The sequence below is a fragment of the Xenorhabdus beddingii genome (genome assembly GCF_002127545.1).
Taxonomy (GTDB): Bacteria; Pseudomonadota; Gammaproteobacteria; order Enterobacterales; family Enterobacteriaceae; genus Xenorhabdus; species Xenorhabdus beddingii.
Genome location: NZ_MUBK01000008.1, coordinates 110,638 through 132,120, shown reverse-complemented (window position 1 = coordinate 132,120; position 21,483 = coordinate 110,638). Strand labels below are relative to the sequence as shown.

Genomic DNA, 21,483 nt, shown 5'->3' with positions numbered 1-21,483 from the left:
TGATACTATACGAATTGTTATAATTTACCCGAAAATAAAAATTTATAGAGAATTTAATTTATTTAGCTAAATTAATATGAAGTTGGTTAATCAGGAGCTTATTGATATGCGCATACCAAAAAAATCCACTACTTCTGGATGGGTAATAATATACCAAAAGAATTTTTAATAAATATTGTTGTAATGAAAGTGGAGAACCCGGGTTTCGACATTAATTTATGGGTAAGTAATAAATCATTAATTAGTAAAAAATTAATGAAATAATGGAGAGTATTCCATTTGAAAGAAAAGAAGTGAATGTGGGAGAGGTATTTGGGTGTGAATTTAATAAATTCAGTAGAAATAGAGTAAAAAGTAATTATATAGGAAAATCTAATCTAAATGCTTTTATTATTAGAGAAATAGAAGAAATTTCTGATATTTTTACGTTATTCGGCGGAAAATTCCGTACCTTAGAGTCAATGTTTTATCGTAATGTTTATGGATTTTTCCAAAATTACGCATTGGCGAGTGATATTGCTCGTCTTGTTATTCTATATGCTGAAGGAGGCATTTATTTAGATGTTGATGTTAAATTAAAAAAAACGCACCTTACTACTATTTTGAAAGAAGCCAAATTACAACATATTGATGCCCCATTGGGAATTTCTTTCGGGAATTTGAATGGAGGTCGTTGGGAAAGTAACTCGCCTGTCGGAAATTCTATTATTGCAGCGCCTGCTAAATCAACAGCGATTTTAACTATTTTAGAATCGTCTAATAAGAGGTTCGATTTTACTGTAAAACCTACCTACAAAAGTGCAGATGAAATCAGAGCATCATCCTCAAAACAGACTCATCCTGTTAATCTACTTTTTCCTACTAAACAAATTAAGCTATTAAATCTAGCTAACCCATCTGAACCCGTTACTCAAATGAAGCGAAATCATAATTGGAATATAAATGATGAACCTTATAGGCAATGCCCGAATGGAGTAAAGGATACATGGGTGGCTTCAAGAGCCATTCCAGAACATCGTTTTGACATTGCTTGTGGTAATACAAGGCCGCAAATATATAAAGAATATTTAGAAGACAATGATACCGGAAGATTACCGGTAAGTCAGATACCTTCTATTAACTTTAGATTTGAAAAAAATAATGAAAGTTATTTTGAAAAAGTGGATGCCAGTGGAAAATGGAGAAAACCGGAAATATTCAGAGAGAAAAATAGAACGATTCATCACCATGTTGATGCAGAATTTCCTTCCAAGCCTTGCTTGAGGTTGGAACAAAATGAACTAAAGGAATTATTAAAAAAATTAAAATGGTAATAATGTTAAATCTAATCATGTTAAATCAATGCACGAAAAATATGCCAAAGGGTATCAATGAATCCCCTTTGGCATTTGCATAAGATTAGCTGTTATGGATGAGCGATAAGCCCCACCGCTTCATAGACTTTATCCAAAGTTTCTTGAGCACGAGCCTGAGCTTTGGCTGCACCTTCTGCGATGATTTGGTTAAGTAAGGCTTCATCATTACGGAAATGATAGAAACGTTCCTGCAAACCGGTCAGCATTTCACATACTGCATCTGCAACAGCCCCTTTCAAGTGACCGTACATTTTGCCTTCAAACTCAGTTTCTAATTCAGGGATAGTTTTGCCTGTTACACCCGCAAGAATATCCAGCAAGTTGGAAACGCCGGGCTTGTTTTCCAGATCATAACGCACGCGGGGTGGTTCTTCAGAATCGGTAACGGCGCGTTTAATTTTTTTGGCGACGGATTTAGGATCTTCCAGCAGGGCAATCACGTTATTGCGGTTATCATCCGATTTCGACATTTTTTTGCTCGGATCTTGCAATGACATCACACGAGCGCCACCTTGTGGAATGAAGGGTTCTGGAATGGTGAAAATGTCACCGTATAAGGCATTAAAACGCAGTGCCAAGTCACGGGTGAGTTCAAGATGCTGTTTTTGGTCAATGCCGACAGGGATCTGATTAGCCTGATAAAGCAAAATATCTGCGGCCATCAGAACGGGATAATCAAATAACCCTGCATTGATGTTTTCTGCATGGCGGGCTGATTTATCCTTAAACTGAGTCATACGGCTGAGTTCACCAAAATAGGCGTAGCAGTTCAGTACCCAGCTTAACTGAGCATGTTGTGGAGCGTGTGACTGGACGAAGATGGTGCTTTTCTTTGGATCAACTCCGCAGGCAAGGTAAAGCGCCAGCGTATCCAGTGTGCGTTTTTTCAGTTCAGTAGGGTCTTGGCGCACGGTAATGGCATGCTGGTTAACGATGCAGTAGATGCAATCATATTCATCTTGCATTTTAACCCACTGACGCAATGCCCCCATATAGTTACCGATGGTCAATTCACCGGAAGGTTGTGCACCGCTGAATACAATAGGTTTTTGGGAGTTCGATCTCATTACAGTGGGTTCATTCATTTTATTACGCTTCCTGTCTTTTCAACGTAGATAATAGTTCCAAAGTGGATAGTCCAATCGTTGGGAGTAAATCCGGGAAATGGTCCAGTATATAATTCGGATGGCTTAATGCTATCGATTCTCCGTAGTTATATCCATAGGTTAAGCCAACGCAAGGGCAGCCGGCTGCCTGCGCTGCCAAAATATCATTACGAGAATCACCCACAAAAAGCAATTCTTCTTTATGTAAGCCAAACATACCCATTGTTAGATAAAGTGGTGCGGGATGGGGTTTTTTTTCTTTAACATCATCACCGCCCAGCACCAGTGAAAAGTACTCACTGATACCCAATGATCCCAGCAATGGGGCAACAAATGGAGTGGGTTTATTCGTGACAATCGCCATGGGTAAATGGTGTTTTGCCAGTTCTGCCAACGTCTCTTTTACATGAGGAAACAGTTGGCTGCCTGTTGTTACGCTAGTTTCATAAAACGCATCAAACAGTTTGCGGGTTTCCTGGTGCAATGCAGGAGAAGGTTCAACCCCAGCCCATTTCAATGCACGCTCAACCATGACATCAGCACCGTTGCCGACCCAAATGGCAACCCGCTCTTTGCCCGCTGCGGGCAATCCTTTGGCCATCAGAGCCTGATCCAGGGCATCCGCCAGACCGCCGGCACTGTCCACCAGTGTGCCATCCAGATCAAATGCAATGGCGCGAATTTCTTTTACAACGTTATTTGTCATTACGCTACCTTTGATAATTCGCGACGCATTTCATCAACGACGGCTTTATAATCTGGCTGGCTGAAAATAGCCGAGCCAGCAACGAACATATCCGCGCCGGCCTGAGCTGCTGCGGCGATATTATCTGGCTTAATGCCGCCATCAACTTCAAGACGGATAGGGTATCCGCTGTCATCAATGATTTTACGGACTTGACGCAGTTTGTTCAGAGTCTCAGGGATGAAGGACTGACCGCCGAAACCCGGGTTAACGGACATCAATAAAATCACATCCAGCTTATCCAAGACATAATCAAGGTAGCTGAGGGGTGTCGCTGGGTTGAAAACCAAGCCAGCCTTACAGCCATGTTCCTTGATGAGTTGCAGGGTGCGATCGAGATGCTCGCTGGCTTCAGGATGGAAAGTGATATAGGTTGCGCCGGCTTTGGCAAAATCAGGAATAATGCGATCAACCGGCTTTACCATTAGGTGAACATCAATTGGGGCGGTGATGCCGTAATCGCGCAATGCCTGACAGACCATTGGGCCAATCGTCAAATTCGGCACATAATGGTTATCCATGACGTCAAAGTGCACAACATCAGCGCCGGCTTCCAGAACCTTAGCGGTATCTTCACCTAATCGGGCGAAATCTGCGGATAGAATGGATGGGGCAATCAGAAAGTCTTTCTTCATTATTATCTTCTCCAATTCATTGTTTTATCCCCGTTATTTCTGGGGCAGGAAACCTCAATTATTTTTGGCAGTATAACGCCAAAAGTTCATCAACTTTACTTCGGCCAAGAATATTTCTACTGATTGTCCGGCGGGCTTTAACAATGTAAAGGGAAGCCTGATGATACCATTCCCGTGTCATCGGTGTGTCATGATTGGAGATGAGTACCGGGATGCCTTGTTGAGACGAGAGATGATAGGCTATTTGCGCCAGATTTTCCTGATCAAGAAGGTTAAAGCTATTTGTATGGTAAGCCGTAAAATTGGCGGTGGCCGAAAGTGGGGCATACGGAGGATCGCAATAAATCACCGAACCCTTTGGTGCGTTGTTCAGTGCGATTTCGTAATGCTGGCAGATAAAAGTCGCCTTTTGGGACTTTTCTGTAAACCAGTGAAGTTCATCTTCTGGAAAATAAGGTTTTTTATAGCGTCCGAAAGGAACGTTAAACTCGCCGCGTGAATTATATCGACAGAGGCCGTTGTAACAGTGCCGATTGAGGTAAAGGAACAACAAACTGCGGCGAAAGGGATCTTTGCTTTTGTTGAACTCTTCTCTCAGGCGATAGAAGTTTTCGGAGGTGTTAAATTCCGATGAAAATAATGGACGGGCATGATTAATAAACTCATCCGCACGAGATTTTACGGTGTCGTACAGATTGATCAGATCACTATTGATATCTGATAAAATGTAAGAATCATAATCGGTATTCAGAAATACCGAGCCTGCGCCAACAAATGGCTCAATCAAGCAATCGCCCTGTGGCAAATGATGTTTAATATCACCTACCAAGGGGTATTTTCCACCGGCCCATTTTAAGAAAGCGCGTTTTTTTTTCATGCCGTCAAATTAGCTATTCAATAATTTCAGAGTCGCAGATTGTACTCTGTTTAGGACAGCATATCAGCGCCTAATCAAAATAGTTTTATTTTTTCAGATCTTGCTGAACCTGTCGTAGTTTTCTGACCCATGGATTTTTAGCCTGCACTTCCGAAGGGAGTGAAGAAATGGCGATTTTAGCATCAGAAACTGAACTGTAGTTACCATGAATCAAAATAAACCATGTCTTACCGTCACGTTTGGTCTCATAAACCTTGTAATTAGTCAGGTTATGTTTTTTCGCGAAAGCAACCAAAGTATCGGAGCGGCTAGCGCTGCTTAATTGAAGCGTAAATCGGTTGGCGGGGGCTTTCAGTAAGTCACCACCTGCATCAGTTATGCTCTTTGTATTGAGGTGATGATTGCCTGTGGCCGCTTTTTGAGGAGCAACTTTCTCCGTTTTTTTCTGCTCAACAGGGGGAGCGCTGGCTGGTTTTGTTGGCTTGGCCTGCGGTGACGTCAGGGTGTTTTGTACTGAATTATTGATGTTGCTTTGTTGCTGATTCAAGGCATCAGTGATGTCACCGGGCAATTCGATACGCTGGTTGTAACCCCCCGTTCCGGTTGCGGGAGCAAGATCTTTGCTTGGGGTGCTACTCACTGGCGGAGGGCTGATTTCACGAGTGCCATTGATTGAGGGTTCATGGGCTGTGGGAGCCTGGTTTTCAGATATAGATGAATTTTCCTGCTCACTACCTTGAGTATCGGGGGAAAGTGAAGAAGAGCCGGAAAGGTCGATACTCTTTTCGGTCGTATTTGGCGTTTGCTGCTTTTCATGCTCAGTGGGTGATTTTAATGCAGAACTGATAGCAATAATCAGAAGCAAAAGCACCAGAATACCAACACCAATCATCATTTGCTGACGAGATACGGCCAGCTTAGGTCGATTGGATTGATTTTTGGATCGCTGAGGGCGGCGATCAGACGTATCAGGTTTGAATTCGTTTTCTGTTTGTTGTTTGTTTTCTGATTTTAATTCGTCCATATGCCCTCCCAGCAGAGATAATACTGCCAATTATTATTTAAGAGGTTTGGCAGTCTGACCTAACTAAAACCGATAAAGTTATATCTGATAATGTAGCTATTTTATAGCATAACAGCTAGAAAATGATTCATTATTCAGCTTTTATTCTCATTGTCTTCCACGTTACTGCATTGACCGTCACTTTGATTCTCTGCTGAACCGCAAGCGGTAACCTGAAATTTATGAGTAAAATCGGGTCATTGGCGAGTGGATGGCTGACATAAGCGAATGGCATCCAATATCACTTCCTGCCCAATATCAGAACGAAGCCCGGCTTTCCCAATCGCCGTGGGCAGCACCAGATGCAGTTTTCCTGCGGAGACTTTTTTATCGCGCATCATGTGGGGAAGATAGGCTTTTGCTGACATCTTTTCGGGACCGTTGATAGGCAGTTTTGCCCGTTCAAGCAAGCGAATAATGCGTTGGGTATCTTGTTGTGAAAATGTGCCAACAAGCTCAGATGCCCTTGCTGCCATCACCATACCTGCAGCTACTGCCTGACCGTGCAGCCAGACGCCATAACCCATTTCAGCTTCAATCGCATGCCCAAATGTATGACCGAGATTTAACAACGCCCGCATTCCACTGCGTTCTTGTTCATCCGCCGCCACGACCTGTGCTTTCAATTCGCAGCAGCGGCGAATGCAATAGGCCATTGATTGATTGTCGAGAACCAGTAATTTCTCAATATTATCTTCGAGCCAACTAAAGAACTCACCGTCCAGAATGATGCCGTATTTAATAACTTCAGCCAGACCTGCGTACAGCTCTTGGGCGGGCAATGTTTTCAAGCAATTGAGATCGACAACAACAGAAGCGGGCTGGTAGAAAGCGCCGATCATGTTTTTGCCGAGAGGGTGGTTGACCCCTGTTTTTCCGCCAACAGAAGAGTCAACCTGAGAAAGTAGGGTGGTGGGTACTTGGATGAAACGAGTGCCGCGTTGGTAACTGGCTGCGGCAAACCCCGTCATATCACCGATTACACCACCACCGAGAGCGATAAGTGTTGTGTCACGACCATGATTATTTTCCAGCAGGGCGGAAAAGATGTCATTAAGCACAAAAAGTGATTTGTACTGTTCACCGTCAGGCAAGATAACTTCATTTACCCGAAGATCCATTCTTTGCAATGTGGACTTCACCTGTTCAAGATACAGGGGTGCAAGCGTTTCGTTGGTCACTATCATGACTTGTTGGCCGGCTTGCAGGGGCTTGAATGCCTCATTGTCAGAAAATAGCCCTTCGGCTATGGTAATTGGGTAGCTTCTTTCACCTAACGTAACAGTCACTTGTTCCATATCAGCTTTCGCCTTATCGTTTGCCGCCGTGCGGACTCGCTATAATCAGTTTTTTTCCAGTAATTCAATGATTTGGTTAGCGACGACTTTGGCGCTTTGCTCATCCGTACGAATAGTCACGTCGGCAATTTCCTCATAAAGAGGATTACGCTCATCAGCCAAATTTTCCAAAACTTCTCGTGCTGGTGCATCAACCTGAAGTAAAGGGCGTTTTTTATCGCGCTGGGTACGAGCTAACTGTTTTTCGATGGTTGTTTCTAAATAGACGACCACACCACGGGCAGACAGGCGATTGCGGGTTTCTTTGGATTTAACGGAACCCCCTCCGGTAGCCAATACGATGCCTTGTTTTTCAGTCAGTTCGTTAATTATTTTTTCTTCGCGGTCGCGGAAGCCGTCTTCGCCTTCCACATCAAATACCCAGCCCACGTCAGCTCCGGTACGTCGCTCAATTTCTTGATCGGAGTCGTAAAACTCCATATTGAGTTGCTGAGCTAACTGACGACCAATAGTGCTTTTGCCGGCACCCATAGGCCCAACCAGAAAGATATTGCGTTTCTCTGCCATGTTTTTGGTATTACTAAGACTATTTGTTAATGATAACCCGCCCCGCCAATCAGATTAGCCGCGGGACCTAAACTGAAACCTCATGAGTGAGAATGTGAGATCAGATGGGAAAATTATCTCAGTACATCAACCTGTATTGCAACTATATAAATTTGGCACGAGTCTCTGTTATCAGGCTCATGCTTGTTGGTTGGTTGAGAGCCTCATATATAATAGGCTCTGACTTGTGATGTTAGACCCGCTCACTCAATTAGTTAATCCTTGTATGCTAAATTGCTCTCAGCGTCAAATCCATAAACAGGTCAGACCAAGAAAAATGGTCGGCAATTTGATAAAAAACGCACAATTACTTTTATTAATTAGCTGATATATAAGTGATATTTTTTATTTGATTAAATGTCACTCAATTGAGGTGTAATAAAAATTACGAGTTCTCTTCGGCTGTGTTGTTCTCCTTTTTGATTAAATAATGAACCCAACAGCGGAATATCTGACAGATAGGGGACTTTTTGTAGGCTAGCGCCTTTTTTCTGTTGAAATATCCCACCTAAAATCAAGGTTTCCCCATTTCTGACCGTCACTTGGGTCATAATTTCTTGTTTATCAATGGCCAAATTTTCATTTCCTCCCTGACTGATAGGAAAACCGGGGGAATTCTGGCTAATTTTCAGTGCCAGTCGAATTTTTCCCTGTCTCAAAATCTGGGGAGTGACTTCCATACCTAATACGGCTTCTTTAAATTGAATGGTTGTTTTGTCCTTATTTTGCACGACATAAGGGATGTCAGAACCCTGCTTGATACTGGCGGGTTGCTGGTGTGAAGCTGTCAGCCGTGGGCTGGCAATAATATCGAGTTGGTTTTCCTGCTCCAGTGCGCTGAGTTCCATTTCCAGCAAGTTCGCATGGATACGGGCGGTATTCAGCACTAATCGATGGCGCTGAGTACCGGCGGGTTGATGTAGATTCAAGCGATTTAGCCCCATTGATCGATTCAGTGGATCAGCGACCATGCCCCAATGAATGCCCAGTTCATGCAGCGCTTCCCTGCTACTGGTAACAATATGTGCCGTAATCTGTACTTGTTGCTGTGGTGTATCGACTTCTTTCAGCCAGTTTTTGATACGGGTAATCGCATCAAACTTATCTTCTAATATCAAACTGTTGGTTAAATGGTCGTGTTCAACTTTTCCCCATTTTGTCAGTAGGGCCGGGCGATTTTTCTGCAACTGTTCTGCTATCTGCCCAGCATCGGCGTATAGCAGGGTAATCGCTTGATATTCTATCTCCTGTTCTGGTTCATCGTAGGCGGCCGGGGGGAAATCAGTGTCGTCCTCTTTGGGTGCCATAGGGGGCTGGAACGGGTTTCTCACCGACATTTTGAAGGTTGGATCTTCCCCGCCGCTGTTTTCTTCAGAAAAACTGTAACCCGGCAGTAACAGGCAGGTTAGCAGGATCAATGCGTATCTGTTCATGATTCCCTCTCATGGGCAGACGCGGGTTGTATCCTGTCTGGTTGAGCTATTTCCGGTAGGGTTGTTTCCGGTAAAGGGATATCTGATAAAACCATACGGACAGTCAGCCAATCATCAGCCGGCGTAATTGTGAGATGTTTAATCAGTAACGGGGGTTGCAGTTGCTGGATTTCATCCAGAAAATGGAGAAATTGAGCATAATTGAGTGACAGCTTGATGTGCCAGAAAAGCTGATTGTTTTCTTTATGCGTTTTCCATTCAATCAACTGGCCACTAGAATGGATGAGCGGCATATGCAGTCGTTTTAGCACGCTAGCCGGTTTGGACGTCGCTTGAGTGTCCTGACCGAGTTCTGTCGTTATCCGCTGGATTTTCTGCTGAGTGTCATGCAGGGATGGCAGCGCAGCAATCCGCTGTTGATACTGCATCGTATTGTGCTGATGTTCCGTAATATTGCTCTGTAGGGCCTGAATTTCATACTGATGATCCTGCCAGGCGAGAAAATAGAATCCCAATAGCAATGGAATGGTGAGCAATTGCTGCAAGAGAAACAACAACCATGTCGGCCAGTGAAACCATTCAAGATAATTATTTTTCACGGGATCCCCCGGTCAGCCAGTCTGCATCAATCGTAAAGGCTTTAAGGTGATCCTCAGTTGTGGTCATTTTTTGCAGTTGTACATTGATAAGTGCTGTCTCGTCTGTCAGATTATCCAGCAAATCGGATATCTCCGCGTAGTTTTGGCTGTGCGCGGTAAAGATCAACTGTCCACTGTCGTCGCTAAATGCAGTAAGCCAGCTTTTTTCTGGCAATAAATGGGGAAGTTGACGAAATAACTGTAAATACCGTTGATTCTGTTCCATGAATACCTGCTTTTTCCGTAATTGTTGTGTCAGTTGGTTATGGTGATGAACGGCCTGATCAATTTCTTTGATAGCTTGTTGTACTTGAGCCAATTGGTGCTCAATTTCTGTTAACTGCCCCCGATATTGTGCAATCTGGCTTGTTTGCTGGATTGAAATGAAGATCAATACTGTGACCCATGCAATGGCCTGCAAACAGAGTGATAATCCCCATATTTGACATTTTCTCTTTAGCCTTTTCTGCCGCCAGGGTAAGAAATTGACTTGATACATCATTATTGGTCATCCGGCCTGAGCGCCAGACCTGCGGCAATGGTGAATGCATTGATTTGCTCTGGTAATGGGGGATGATAATGGCGGAATGCCGCCAAAACTTGCCAGAGATTAGCGGGTTCTATCGGCACCGAAGCGGCTTGTGCCGCAGTGAGATTTACCGATGTAAGTTGTTCCTCATCACTATAATAGATTGCATCGCCTTCAGTTTCCGGCGTCATGGGTAACTGGCTGATAACTTGGGTTAGATGAGGATAAGGTTGTGATGCCACCAACCCATAGCCAACAGAATGATTGGCGGGGGCAACCCACAGCCAGTCCGTCATGCGTCTGTGGACCAACCAACTGTCATCCGGTATTCCTGCGTGTTTGGCGGCATAACGTAGCGCGCAGGGCGAAATATCTATGGCATCTGGGGATAAATTGATATCCGCCAATAAATTTAGCCAGAGGTTGAGATCTTTTTGGCGGGTAGCACAGAGGTAAACCTGCTGACCATGAACGCGATAGTCCAATGCAAGATCGCTGACGGGAAATTGCTTTTCAGCTTTGGCATGCACGAACCAGCCAAGTTCAGGCTCCTGCAATGCGGTATGGTTGGGTAAGGTTATCTGGCGCTGTAAGGTTTGTTGAATAGGGAGAGCTAACCTCAAGCTAATATTTTTGGGTAATATTGGTCTCCATTGCATTAAGATAGGAAGTAATTTTTCAGGATGCTGTAGCCGTCCCCCTGAAATAATTTCGTTTGATAAACGATATTGCCAGCAATGTCGGAGTTGCCAGCCGTCACGACGTTTAATGGCTGCGAGGGCACGAATGTAATGATCCTGGATATCCAGTCCGATATACCATTTAGATGGATACATGTAGAGATCTCCTTATCTACTATTAACAGCGTTCATTAATGAACGTCGTTATTTATGACGACCGTATTCATGAAAGGTCATATCCATAGGGTTGTATAGCCTTTATACTAAGTTCTTTCTACTAAGCCTTTTATACTACGTACTGCCTTTTATACTACGTACTGATCGTTTATAAACTACCCGATTAACATGGCGTGAGAAATTTCAGGTGAAGTTCATAAAGTATTTTTTGATCCTTATCGTTGTTTGCATTTTATTGGGAACTGCCTCGATTTTTGGTTTATACAAATATATCGAGCCACAGTTGCCTGATGTCGCAACTCTAAAGGATGTCCGATTGCAAACACCTATGCAGGTGTTCAGTGCTGATGGCGAATTGATAGCCCAATATGGTGAAAAACGTCGTCTGCCCCTTACCCTATCCGAAGTGCCGCCTCTCATGGTGAAAGCGTTTATTGCCACAGAAGATAGTCGTTTTTATGATCATCACGGTGTTGATCCGATTGGGGTTATCCGGGCGGTTTCTGTTGTGATGACTTCGGGTCATGCTTCTCAGGGGGCGAGCACCATCACTCAGCAGCTTGCGAGAAACTTTTTCCTCAGCCGAGAGAAGACCCTGATACGTAAGGCGAAAGAAGCCTTTCTGGCCATTAAAATCGAACAACTGTTGACGAAAGATGAAATCCTTGAGTTATATCTCAACAAGATCTATCTCGGTTATCGTGCCTATGGCGTGGGTGCTGCGGCTCACGTCTATTTTGGCAAGAACGTCAATGAGCTGACATTGAGTGAGATGGCGATGATTGCCGGATTGCCGAAAGCACCTTCAACGTTTAACCCAATTTACTCCTATGATCGGGCTATCAATCGCCGTAATGTGGTACTGGGACGGATGCTGGAAGAGGGGTATATCTCCCGGCGCCAGTATAATGAAGCCAGAGAAGAAAAATTGGTTGCCCGTTACCATACCCCACAGACTGTTTTTTCTGCGTTTTATTTGACCGAAATGGTTCGTCAGGAAATGATCAACCGTTATGGCGAAAATGCTTATACCGATGGCTATAAAGTCTATACCACCATTACGCGCAAAACCCAGTTGGCGGCGGTGAATGCTGTCCGTACCAATGTGATTGATTATGATGTCCGTCATGGTTATCGCGGTGCGCAGCAAGTGTTGTGGAAAACCAGCCAACCGGCATGGAGCCAAACGCAAATTATCGATAAGCTGAAAGCCCTGTCCCAGTATGGGCCGCTGGTGCCGGCCGTTGTGACGAAATCCAGCCCCAGTCAGGCAGAAGCTATGTTGGTGGATGGCAGTAAAGTTGAGCTGACGATGGCTGGTGTTCGCTGGGCGCGTCCATTTAAAACTGACAGTTTGCAAGGGCCGGTTCCTCGTAGTGTCAATGAAGTCATTCAGGCGGGCGAACAGATTTGGGTAAGAAAAGTCAATGACATCTGGTGGTTGGCGCAACTGCCGGATGTCAATGCTGCGCTGGTTTCCATCAATCCGATGAATGGTGCGGTAGAAGCGTTGGTCGGTGGATTTGATTTTGAGCTGAGTAAATTTAACCGTGTGACACAATCATTGCGTCAGGTCGGTTCCAATATCAAGCCGTTCCTGTATACCGCTGCGATGGACAAAGGGCTGACGTTGGCTTCTTTGCTGAATGATGCGCCAATCAGCCGTTGGGATGCCGGAGCCGGGACAGATTGGCGTCCGAAAAACTCACCCCCGTCTTACGAGGGGCCTATTCGCCTGCGTCGGGGCTTGGGGCAATCCAAAAACGTGGTGATGGTTCGTGCCATGCGTGCAATGGGTGTCGATTATGCGGCGGATTATTTGCAGCGTTTCGGTTTGCCGGGTGAAAACGTGGTACGCACCGAGTCCTTAGCTTTGGGTTCCCCGTCTTTTACCCCGATGCAGTTGGTACGCGGTTATGCGGTGATGGCGAATGGCGGGTATTTGGTTGATCCTTACTTCATCAGCAAAATCGAAAATGATGAAGGAAAGGTACTGTTTGAAGCCAAGCCTAAAATCGCCTGCCCGCAATGTGAAAATATTCCGGTCATTTATGGTGATACGGCGCGCTCCATCGAATTGTCCGAAGACTCCATTGAAAATGTGGCTCATTCTGATGTTCCGCAAAATTCAGCTTTGCCGCCTCAACCCGATCTGAAGGGGGTATCGCCCAATGCTAACGTCGATGACCATTACGCCCCTCATGTTATCAGTACACCGCTTGCATTCCTGATCCATGATGCCTTGAACACCAATATCTTTGGTGAGTCGAATTGGATGGGAACAGGCTGGCGTGCTGCCCGTGATTTAAAACGCCGTGACATTGGTGGCAAAACGGGGACGACCAACAGCTCGAAAGATGCCTGGTTCTCTGGTTATGGTCCGGATAGGGTGGCGACGGTTTGGATTGGTTTCGATGAACACAGCCGAAGTCTGGGGCGCACTCCGGTAACAAAAGGCGAAGGGGGCGCGAAAACGGCGCAACCCATCTGGGATGATTTCATGAAATCCGCCTTGGAAGGTGTTCCTGTGAAAATGATGGACCCTCCGGCTGGTATTGTCTCTGTCACCATTGATCGAGCGACGGGTAAATTATCTTCTGGTGGCGGAGATACCCGCAAAGAATATTTCATCGATGGGACACAACCGACGGAATATGCTGTGCCGGATGTCGGAACGACAGTGACTGAAAATGGTGAAAGCCGTGAGTTGTTCTGATTGAGTTTCAGGCAGTCAAAATAACGTAGATCAAAGCTAAAAGCTCCGTCGGAAAACTGATGGGGCTTTTTATATGAAAGAGATGACCACGATAGGAATGAATGCTGAATAAATAATAAAGGGGCTTATTTGTTATTTTTAATAAACAAAATTATTTTTGTGAGATAATATTTCATTGTTATGAAAATAAAATTAAACCTTACTTTATTTGGGTGATTTTTTATTTCTATTTTTTAACGGGTGTGAAAATGGGTCTTGTAATATCCATTTTTACACCCGTTTTTGCCATTAATTTGACTGAAATCACTCATTATTTTTTGCTTGCAGGTAGCGTTGAGCAAAAAATAGAGCGCAGACATTCCTGGCTTCGTTGAAATCCGGATGTTCCAGCAATGACATCATTTCAGAGATAGGCCAGCGTTTTTGCACCAAGGGTTCAGGTTCATCACCTTCCAGACGTTCGGGATACAGGTCATGAGCAATCATGATATTCATCCGGCTGGAAAAATAAGAGGGTGCCATCGTCAATTTTTTCAGCAGTTCCAGTTTTCCCGCGCCGAAACCAATTTCTTCCTTCAATTCCCGGTTGGCGGCTTCAAAAACATTTTCTCCGGCATCAATGGCACCTTTTGGAAAGCCTAACTCGTATTGTTCAATCCCGACTGCATATTCGTGAATCAGGACTAACTCATCCCCGATAATGGGAATAATGAGAACAGCTTCACGATGGGTGGGTTTCATACGCTCGTAAACCCGTTTTACACCATTGCTGAATTCAAGATCAACAGATTGAATATTGAATAAACGTGAGTGGGCAATATCATTTACATTCAATATCTTAGGTTTTTTATGATCAATCATGCTTGCCCCTGATGGTTGCCATGTGCTGGCTAATTGAAAACAGTAGTGCGCCCAATTAATTCGATCTGCACAGTTAATTCAAGTCTGGTGATGAAATTGGAGACACCCCAAACTTTGCTTTAATATGGCTGATTATGTGAGTGAATGATAGCGATTATCGCTTGAATGCCTTTTTGTTGCTATCTTACCCTTGCAAAAAACCGCTATTTTATGGAAAGGTATAAGAAATTTTATATAACCTTTTGTAAATAAAATTAAAATGGAAGGCAAGAATAGGAATAGCCTGATTCCGTATGTTTCACGAGATTGTTATTCTGCCAGTCTCTGTACTGCTGTCATGGGCGTGGAGAAAAAAATGAGCTCATTGGTCATTATATTGGCTATTTTTATCATTAGCCTGATTATAATGGCTTCCTTTCTGAATTTCAGATGGAGGCGGTTTGATAATGCGCGTTATTTGTTGTCAGTGACCAAAATAGCCAGTCGTAAGTTGAATGCTGATGAATATCAATCCATTGAATCTTATTTGAAGAATACCCGTCTGCTGATGGAGCAGGGTCGTCAGCATCAAGCCGGCTACCCCGTGTTATCTGTCAAAAATGAGAATGTTTATACTATCAGCCAGCCTATTACCCGTTTTTCTTCCGCCAGGGAAGACGTTCACCATTGGCGTTATTATCTTGATGAAACGGAAATACATTTGCCTGTTTTGCTTGAGCCATTTATCAAGCAGCAGAATACCATTGAAATTGTTCAGACAACCTCGATGCCGCTTGTCATCGCAGTCAATAGTCACTTTCTGAAAGATTATCAGCAAGATTTGCCCATTCCGCGCGCCATGGCGAAAACAGAGCAGGCATCCATTCAAAAGAATGGTAATTCGCGAGCTAACTTACTGCATGCCCGCAAGGAGACACTGGAAGAGCATCGCCTGAGATATTCAACCGGCATACAGGAAGGCATTCTCATGTGCATGGGGCTTTCTGCCTGGTTTGTTGCCCTTTTCTTGCCCATACCCATGGTGCCCTGGTTAATGCTGGTTGCTTTTTTGTGCATATTGGGCAGTTTCTGGCAGCATTTCCGATTGCCTTCGAGCCGAAAATTATCCAATATTCATTGTTTCAGCGGTATTCCCAAACATTGGGGGGTATTCAGTGAGTTTGAACCGGAGCAAAGAAAAAATATTTCATTGGGCGGTATTGATCTCATTTATCCGGCTCACTGGGAACCCTATGTTTCCCATGATCTTGACCAGAATACCGATATCGATATGTACACCAACGGCCATGTTGTCCGGCAGGGGCGTTATCTTTCCTTACATGAAGAAGAAAAACACTATCCTTATCAGCGTTACCGAAAGAATCTGATATTGCTGGCTTTCTCGCTATTTGCCATGTCATTGCTGTACTTTCATCAACCCGTGAGTTTATCCATGCGGCTCAGTTTGGCTTGGCTATATGGCAGCAATACCGAGGTGATAACCAGTTTCACCGAGCTGCGAAAAATGCCGCTGAAACCAGGGGATGTACTGAAGGTCAAAGGTATCGGGATGTGCTATGTGCCGCCCGATCTGATACCCGAAGTCAATATCACGATTTTCGCCCCATTTGATTGCTATGGGATCTATTGGAACAGCGAAACACCCTTGCCCATACTGGAATCTGACGTCATTGAGAATGCATCGGCACTGATTACCGCTGTCAGTAAACAATTGCATCCGGGTGAAAATGGCAGAAAAGTCAACTCAAGCCTGAATGAAGCCATTGCGAAATCGGGCATGATCCTACTCGACAATTTTCCACAAATTATCTTGCATACCCGTAACTTGTGCGAGAAAAACCCAGATTGTCATCGCCTGAAAAATGCGCTGGTCAATTTGGGGAATGCCAGAAATTGGGATGAACTATTAAACGATGCTGAAAACGGCAAGCTGGATGACGCCAAAGTGTTATTGCGTGGTGCCAGTGCCGATGCGTTGGAAAAACTGGTTGATATGACGACTGCCTCATTTATCCATCAGGAAATAAAAAAAGCGTCCGTTCTGGTTAATAGCCCGTCCCCGGGCGGGGTTTTGCTGCTCAGTGACGAAGACCGGGCATTAATCGAATATCCGATGCGGGTAGGCAATATGTATGAACACACCGCTTTGGATCGATGGCAGGAATTGCAGTTTCTTTTAGAAATGTTGATGAGGACGCCGTTTGAAACCGGGGGCATTGTGACGAAATTGTCTGAAGATGCGAATGGCACCCTCCATATCATGCTGCATCGTGAACCCGATTCCACTGACCTTATTCGTTATCTGGGAAGCTGTCTGCTACTGGCAATATTGTTGGCGACGTTCACTATCAACGTCATCATCATTATCAAGAAAAGGCAGAAAAATCAGCAGCGGCTGCAAAATATCACGACATACTACGATAACTGTTTCAACTCATCCCCACCGCCGGCGGATTGGCGATGATCCGAGGGGCTGTGTTACCCTCACGCCGTTTTTTGCCAGCACCGATTGGCCAGTAGGATGAGATAGTAGGATGAGATCATTGGGAGAAACAATCATGCTGAATTCAGACACCGAACAGGCTATTCGTCTTGACAAATGGCTGTGGGCTGCACGTTTTTACAAAACCCGCTCTATGGCACGAGAAATGATTGAGGGGGGAAAAGTCCATTATAATGGGCAACGGAGTAAGCCGAGTAAGCTGGTTGAGTTGAATGCAAAAATCAAACTGCGTCAGGGGAATGATGAAAAAACGGTGATTGTTCTGGCATTGAACAGCCACAGGCGTAGCGCCACTGAAGCCCAGCAACTTTATCAGGAAACGGCAGAAAGTATTATCAATCGGGAAAAAACGGCATTGGCGCGTAAAATGCATGCGCTTACGATGCCGCATCCGAATCGTCGCCCAGATAAAAAAGAACGGCGTACACTGATTAAATTCAAGAACACCAAATTAAATGAGTCGGAATAACCGTCTCAGTGAAATGAGAGAGATTTATGACCAAGCATGACCAATTGCACCGTTTTTTATTTGAAACTCACTCTGTGAGAGGGGAACTGGTTTCCGTCGGTGAAACTTACCAGCAGATGCTGGAAAACCACCATTTCCCTCAACCCGTACAGCAGTTATTGGGTGAATTGTTGGTCGCAACCAGTCTGTTGACGGCGACATTGAAATTCAATGGCGATATCACGGTACAGATTCAGGGTGATGGCCCGGTGAAATTAGCGGTAATTAATGGCAACAACCAGCAGCAGATGCGCGGTACGGCACGCATTGACGGTGATATTAATGCGGGAAGTCGTCTGCGGGACATGATCGGCAATGGCTATATGGTCATTACCGTTACGCCGACAGAAGGTGAGCGTTATCAGGGCGTTGTGGCGCTTGAAGGCGATACATTGGCGGAATGTCTGGATGCGTATTTCAAACAGTCTGAGCAGTTGCCAACCCGCCTGTTTATCCGGACTGGCATGCAGGATGGAAAAATGGCCGCAGGTGGTATGTTATTGCAGATTTTGCCGGGGGCGCAGGAAGGCAGCGAAGAGGTTCTTGATCATCTGGTGCAACTCACTGCAACCATTAAGGGAGAAGAGTTGTTTACTCTGGATGCGAAAGAGATTTTACATCGTCTGTATCATGAAGAAGATGTCACATTATATGAGCCTCAGCAGGTGGTATTTCGTTGCACTTGCTCCCAACAACGTTGTGCTAATACGTTAGTTACGTTACCGGATGCGGACCTGCAAGAAATTTTGCACAACGATGGCAAAATCGACATGGAGTGTGAATTCTGTGGTACGCATTATGTTTTCAATGAGAAAGATATCAGCGCATTGAAAGCGCCGAAAAAAGAACAGTTGCACTAAATTTGGCCGTTGCACTAAACTCGACCCGTTGCACTCATTGTGAACAACGATTTTCATGGGGCGTGACATACGCCCTTTTTATCCTTAAATTTTTACCCTTAAATCTCCCTTCATCATTTCGTGTCCTGTGTCTCATATAAACTTAAAAAAAATAATGGAATTTCATTTTTTTGATAATAATCGCGGTTAATTAGTCATAATTATTTATTATCCCCCACAGAGATAAAGTATAACTGACCAGGAGCAACAAATGAGCGTGACAGGCATTACTGAGCAGGAACTTGCGGTTTATGGTATTCGTGGTGTGAGTGAAATTGTTTATAACCCAAGTTATGAGTTGTTATTCTCTGAAGAAACCCAATCCTCTCTACAAGGATATGAGCGTGGCACATTAACGGATCTTGGTGCTATCGCCGTAGATACGGGTATCTTTACCGGACGTTCCCCGAAAGATAAATACATTGTCCGTGATGATGTTACCCGCGATACCGTATGGTGGGCTGATCAGGGTAAAGGCAAGAATGATAACAAACCGCTCAGTCAGGAAACTTGGTCGCATCTTAAGGGATTGGTGACTCAACAACTTTCAGGCAAACGTTTGTTTGTTGTGGATGCTTTCTGTGGCGCCAACGCAGATACACGGCTGAAAGTCCGTTTTATCACAGAGGTAGCGTGGCAGGCGCATTTTGTGAAAAACATGTTTATCCGCCCCTCAGACGAAGAGTTGGTTGGCTTTACGCCTGATTTCATTGTGATGAACGGTGCCAAGTGCACGAATCCGCAATGGAAAGAGCAGGGACTGAATTCTGAAAACTTTGTTGCGTTTAACCTGACAGAGCGTATGCAGTTGATTGGTGGCACCTGGTACGGTGGGGAAATGAAAAAAGGGATGTTCTCAATGATGAACTACCTGCTGCCACTGAAGGGCATTGCTTCCATGCACTGTTCTGCCAACGTGGGCGAAAAGGGCGATGTCGCTATTTTCTTCGGACTTTCCGGTACGGGCAAAACCACGCTTTCCACTGATCCGAAGCGTAAATTAATCGGTGATGATGAGCATGGCTGGGATGATGACGGCGTGTTTAACTTCGAAGGAGGTTGCTACGCGAAAACCATCAACCTGTCCAAAGAAGCCGAGCCGGATATCTATCATGCTATTCGCCGTGATGCCTTGCTGGAGAACGTCACGGTATTGGCGGATGGCACGGTGGATTTTAATGATGGTTCCAAGACAGAAAATACCCGCGTCTCTTATCCTATCTACCACATTGATAACATCGTTAAGCCAATATCAAAAGCCGGACACGCGACTAAAGTGATTTTCCTGACGGCAGACGCTTTCGGTGTATTGCCTCCGGTTTCCCGCCTGACGCCAGAACAGACTCAATATCACTTCCTGTCAGGCTTTACCGCGAAACTGGCGGGAACTGAACGGGGTGTGACGGAACCCACACCGACCTTCTCTGCCTGCTTTGGTGCCGCGTTCCTGTCATTGCATCCGACACAATATGCAGAAGTTCTGGTTAAGCGTATGCAGGCATCAGGTGCGAAAGCCTATCTGGTTAATACGGGCTGGAATGGCACAGGCAAGCGTATTTCTATCAAAGATACCCGTGCGATTATCGATGCTATCTTAAGTGGGGATATTGAAGATGCGGATACTATCGAACTGCCGATTTTTGATTTGGCGGTTCCGACCGCGTTGCCGGGTGTTGATACCGGTATTCTTGATCCCCGCAACACCTACGCGGATAAATCCGAATGGGATGTGAAAGCCAAAGATCTGGCCCGGCGTTTTAGCGATAACTTCGATAAATATACCGATACTGCGGCGGGAGCTGCCTTGGTGAAAGCCGGCCCTAAACTGTAATTCTGTTTTATTAAGCCATTTCCCTGAATGAATCCCATCCGGCCGGATGGGATTCATTCTCAACTTATTTTTCGACTCAATATAGAGCAATACTGTGGCATTCAGGCTGGCATCAGTGAGATGGCAGATCAAACAAAAGAATTTCACTTTCCTGATTGGCCGTTATTTGGAGAAGGGACTCATCCCAGATAGCGACACCATCGCTGGTGGTCGCCTGTATTCCATTAACCATCACTTCACCATGAATAACCTGAATCCAGATTTTCCGGTTTTTTTCCGGATGATATTCGCCATTTTGACTATTTTTATTATTTTTAAATAGCCAACGCCACAACGTCATATCCTGAAAAACGTGCAGTGAACCCGCACGGGCATCAGGAGAAAGGATTAACTGGCGGCCTGCAACAGTCTCAAAGCGACGCTGTTCATAACGGGGAGTGAGTCCTGTTTTGTCAGGCATGATCCAGATTTGGTAAAGATGTAATGGTCTATCATGATGTGGGTTATATTCTGAATGACGAATACCCGTACCGGCACTCATAATCTGGAATTCTCCCGCCGGCACCTGTCCCTGATTCCCCATGCTGTCTTGATGTTCTACCGCCCCGGACAGTACATAGGTCAATATCTCCATATCCTTGTGAGGATGCATACCGAATCCCTGACCCGCATCAATCACATCTTCATTAATGACTCTGAGAGCGGAAAATCCCATGAAATCTGCATCATAATAGTTAGCAAACGAAAAGGTATGCCAACTGTCCAGCCAACCATGATTGGCATGACCTCGTTCTGAAGCTCGACGTAAGTAGATCATTTTCAAAACCCCTCAATGTTTTTTTGTAGTCTAGTGGAAGGGCTGAAATATAAAAGATGGGAATTTTAATCTTGGATTTCAAAAATTTTGAATAATATTCGACGGACAGTGTCTAGTCCTGATATACGTTGACACTTATTTTACTCATCACCGCCTGATGATGTACGTCATCGGGCGTTTGATATTTTAGGGCTAAGTGGGGTCGG

General features: G+C 44.8%; 19 protein-coding genes. 6 read left to right on the top strand and 13 right to left on the bottom strand.

The window, feature by feature from the left end; all coding sequences use genetic code 11:
* The first annotated feature begins 263 nt into the window (after positions 1-263).
* Complete coding sequence (locus tag Xbed_RS07025; protein ID WP_086112199.1) at positions 264-1,313, top strand: glycosyltransferase; 1,050 nt, start codon at positions 264-266, stop codon at positions 1,311-1,313.
* Positions 1,314-1,405: 92 nt separating this feature from the next.
* Here the strand turns inward: Xbed_RS07025 and trpS are convergent, their stop codons facing one another.
* The 11 genes from trpS to pilM all read right to left on the bottom strand — a co-directional run bounded on the left by trpS (position 1,406) and on the right by pilM (position 11,121).
* Positions 1,406-2,440, bottom strand: coding sequence for a tryptophan--tRNA ligase (trpS, locus tag Xbed_RS07020; RefSeq protein ID WP_086112198.1), 1,035 nt, complete (start codon positions 2,438-2,440; stop codon positions 1,406-1,408).
* 4 nt (positions 2,441-2,444) lie between these two features.
* Positions 2,445-3,167: a phosphoglycolate phosphatase gene (locus Xbed_RS07015; protein ID WP_086112197.1), complete on the bottom strand. Its 723-nt coding sequence runs from the start codon at positions 3,165-3,167 to the stop codon at positions 2,445-2,447.
* Positions 3,167-3,841, bottom strand: coding sequence for a ribulose-phosphate 3-epimerase (gene rpe / locus Xbed_RS07010; protein ID WP_086112196.1), 675 nt, complete (start codon positions 3,839-3,841; stop codon positions 3,167-3,169). Before rpe ends, Xbed_RS07015 begins: the two co-directional genes overlap by 1 nt.
* 58 nt (positions 3,842-3,899) lie before the next feature.
* Positions 3,900-4,718: an adenine-specific DNA-methyltransferase gene (gene dam / locus Xbed_RS07005; RefSeq protein WP_086112195.1), complete on the bottom strand. Its 819-nt coding sequence runs from the start codon at positions 4,716-4,718 to the stop codon at positions 3,900-3,902.
* Between the two features lie 85 nt (positions 4,719-4,803).
* Positions 4,804-5,742: an SPOR domain-containing protein gene (locus tag Xbed_RS07000; protein WP_086112194.1), complete on the bottom strand. Its 939-nt coding sequence runs from the start codon at positions 5,740-5,742 to the stop codon at positions 4,804-4,806.
* A gap of 236 nt (positions 5,743-5,978) precedes the next feature.
* The gene (aroB, locus tag Xbed_RS06995) at positions 5,979-7,079 is read right to left on the bottom strand and encodes a 3-dehydroquinate synthase (protein ID WP_086112193.1); all 1,101 of its coding nucleotides are present in this window, start codon (positions 7,077-7,079) and stop codon (positions 5,979-5,981) included.
* A gap of 45 nt (positions 7,080-7,124) precedes the next feature.
* The gene (aroK, locus tag Xbed_RS06990) at positions 7,125-7,646 is read right to left on the bottom strand and encodes a shikimate kinase AroK (RefSeq protein ID WP_139837465.1); all 522 of its coding nucleotides are present in this window, start codon (positions 7,644-7,646) and stop codon (positions 7,125-7,127) included.
* A gap of 392 nt (positions 7,647-8,038) precedes the next feature.
* Complete coding sequence (locus tag Xbed_RS06985) at positions 8,039-9,118, bottom strand: transporter (protein ID WP_086112192.1); 1,080 nt, start codon at positions 9,116-9,118, stop codon at positions 8,039-8,041.
* Complete coding sequence (locus tag Xbed_RS06980) at positions 9,115-9,717, bottom strand: hypothetical protein (protein WP_086112191.1); 603 nt, start codon at positions 9,715-9,717, stop codon at positions 9,115-9,117. The genes Xbed_RS06985 and Xbed_RS06980 overlap by 4 nt, the downstream gene beginning before the upstream one ends.
* Complete coding sequence (locus Xbed_RS06975; protein WP_086112190.1) at positions 9,707-10,258, bottom strand: PilN domain-containing protein; 552 nt, start codon at positions 10,256-10,258, stop codon at positions 9,707-9,709. Before Xbed_RS06975 ends, Xbed_RS06980 begins: the two co-directional genes overlap by 11 nt.
* Positions 10,258-11,121, bottom strand: coding sequence for a type IV pilus biogenesis protein PilM (gene pilM, locus Xbed_RS06970; protein WP_086112189.1), 864 nt, complete (start codon positions 11,119-11,121; stop codon positions 10,258-10,260). The genes Xbed_RS06975 and pilM overlap by 1 nt, the downstream gene beginning before the upstream one ends.
* 208 nt (positions 11,122-11,329) lie before the next feature.
* Between pilM and mrcA the strand changes: the two genes are divergently transcribed.
* A complete protein-coding gene (gene mrcA, locus Xbed_RS06965; protein ID WP_086112188.1) occupies positions 11,330-13,858 on the top strand; it encodes a peptidoglycan glycosyltransferase/peptidoglycan DD-transpeptidase MrcA in 2,529 nt (842 codons plus the stop codon).
* Positions 13,859-14,161: 303 nt separating this feature from the next.
* Here the strand turns inward: mrcA and nudE are convergent, their stop codons facing one another.
* Positions 14,162-14,719 (bottom strand): ADP compounds hydrolase NudE, encoded by a 558-nt coding sequence (gene nudE / locus Xbed_RS06960; RefSeq protein ID WP_086112187.1) that lies wholly within the window; start codon positions 14,717-14,719, stop codon positions 14,162-14,164.
* Between the two features lie 355 nt (positions 14,720-15,074).
* Between nudE and Xbed_RS06955 the strand changes: the two genes are divergently transcribed.
* From Xbed_RS06955 to pckA, 4 genes are all read left to right on the top strand, one after another.
* On the top strand, positions 15,075-17,183 hold the full coding sequence (locus tag Xbed_RS06955) for an IgaA/UmoB family intracellular growth attenuator (RefSeq protein ID WP_086112186.1): 2,109 nt from the start codon (positions 15,075-15,077) through the stop codon (positions 17,181-17,183).
* A gap of 94 nt (positions 17,184-17,277) precedes the next feature.
* A complete protein-coding gene (gene hslR / locus Xbed_RS06950; protein ID WP_086112217.1) occupies positions 17,278-17,691 on the top strand; it encodes a ribosome-associated heat shock protein Hsp15 in 414 nt (137 codons plus the stop codon).
* Positions 17,692-17,717: 26 nt separating this feature from the next.
* Positions 17,718-18,590, top strand: coding sequence for an Hsp33 family molecular chaperone HslO (gene hslO / locus Xbed_RS06945; RefSeq protein ID WP_086112185.1), 873 nt, complete (start codon positions 17,718-17,720; stop codon positions 18,588-18,590).
* 250 nt (positions 18,591-18,840) lie between these two features.
* The gene (gene pckA / locus Xbed_RS06940; protein ID WP_086112184.1) at positions 18,841-20,460 is read left to right on the top strand and encodes a phosphoenolpyruvate carboxykinase (ATP); all 1,620 of its coding nucleotides are present in this window, start codon (positions 18,841-18,843) and stop codon (positions 20,458-20,460) included.
* Positions 20,461-20,572: 112 nt separating this feature from the next.
* Here the strand turns inward: pckA and Xbed_RS06935 are convergent, their stop codons facing one another.
* Complete coding sequence (locus Xbed_RS06935; RefSeq protein ID WP_086112183.1) at positions 20,573-21,277, bottom strand: pirin family protein; 705 nt, start codon at positions 21,275-21,277, stop codon at positions 20,573-20,575.
* Positions 21,278-21,483: the final 206 nt, after the last annotated feature.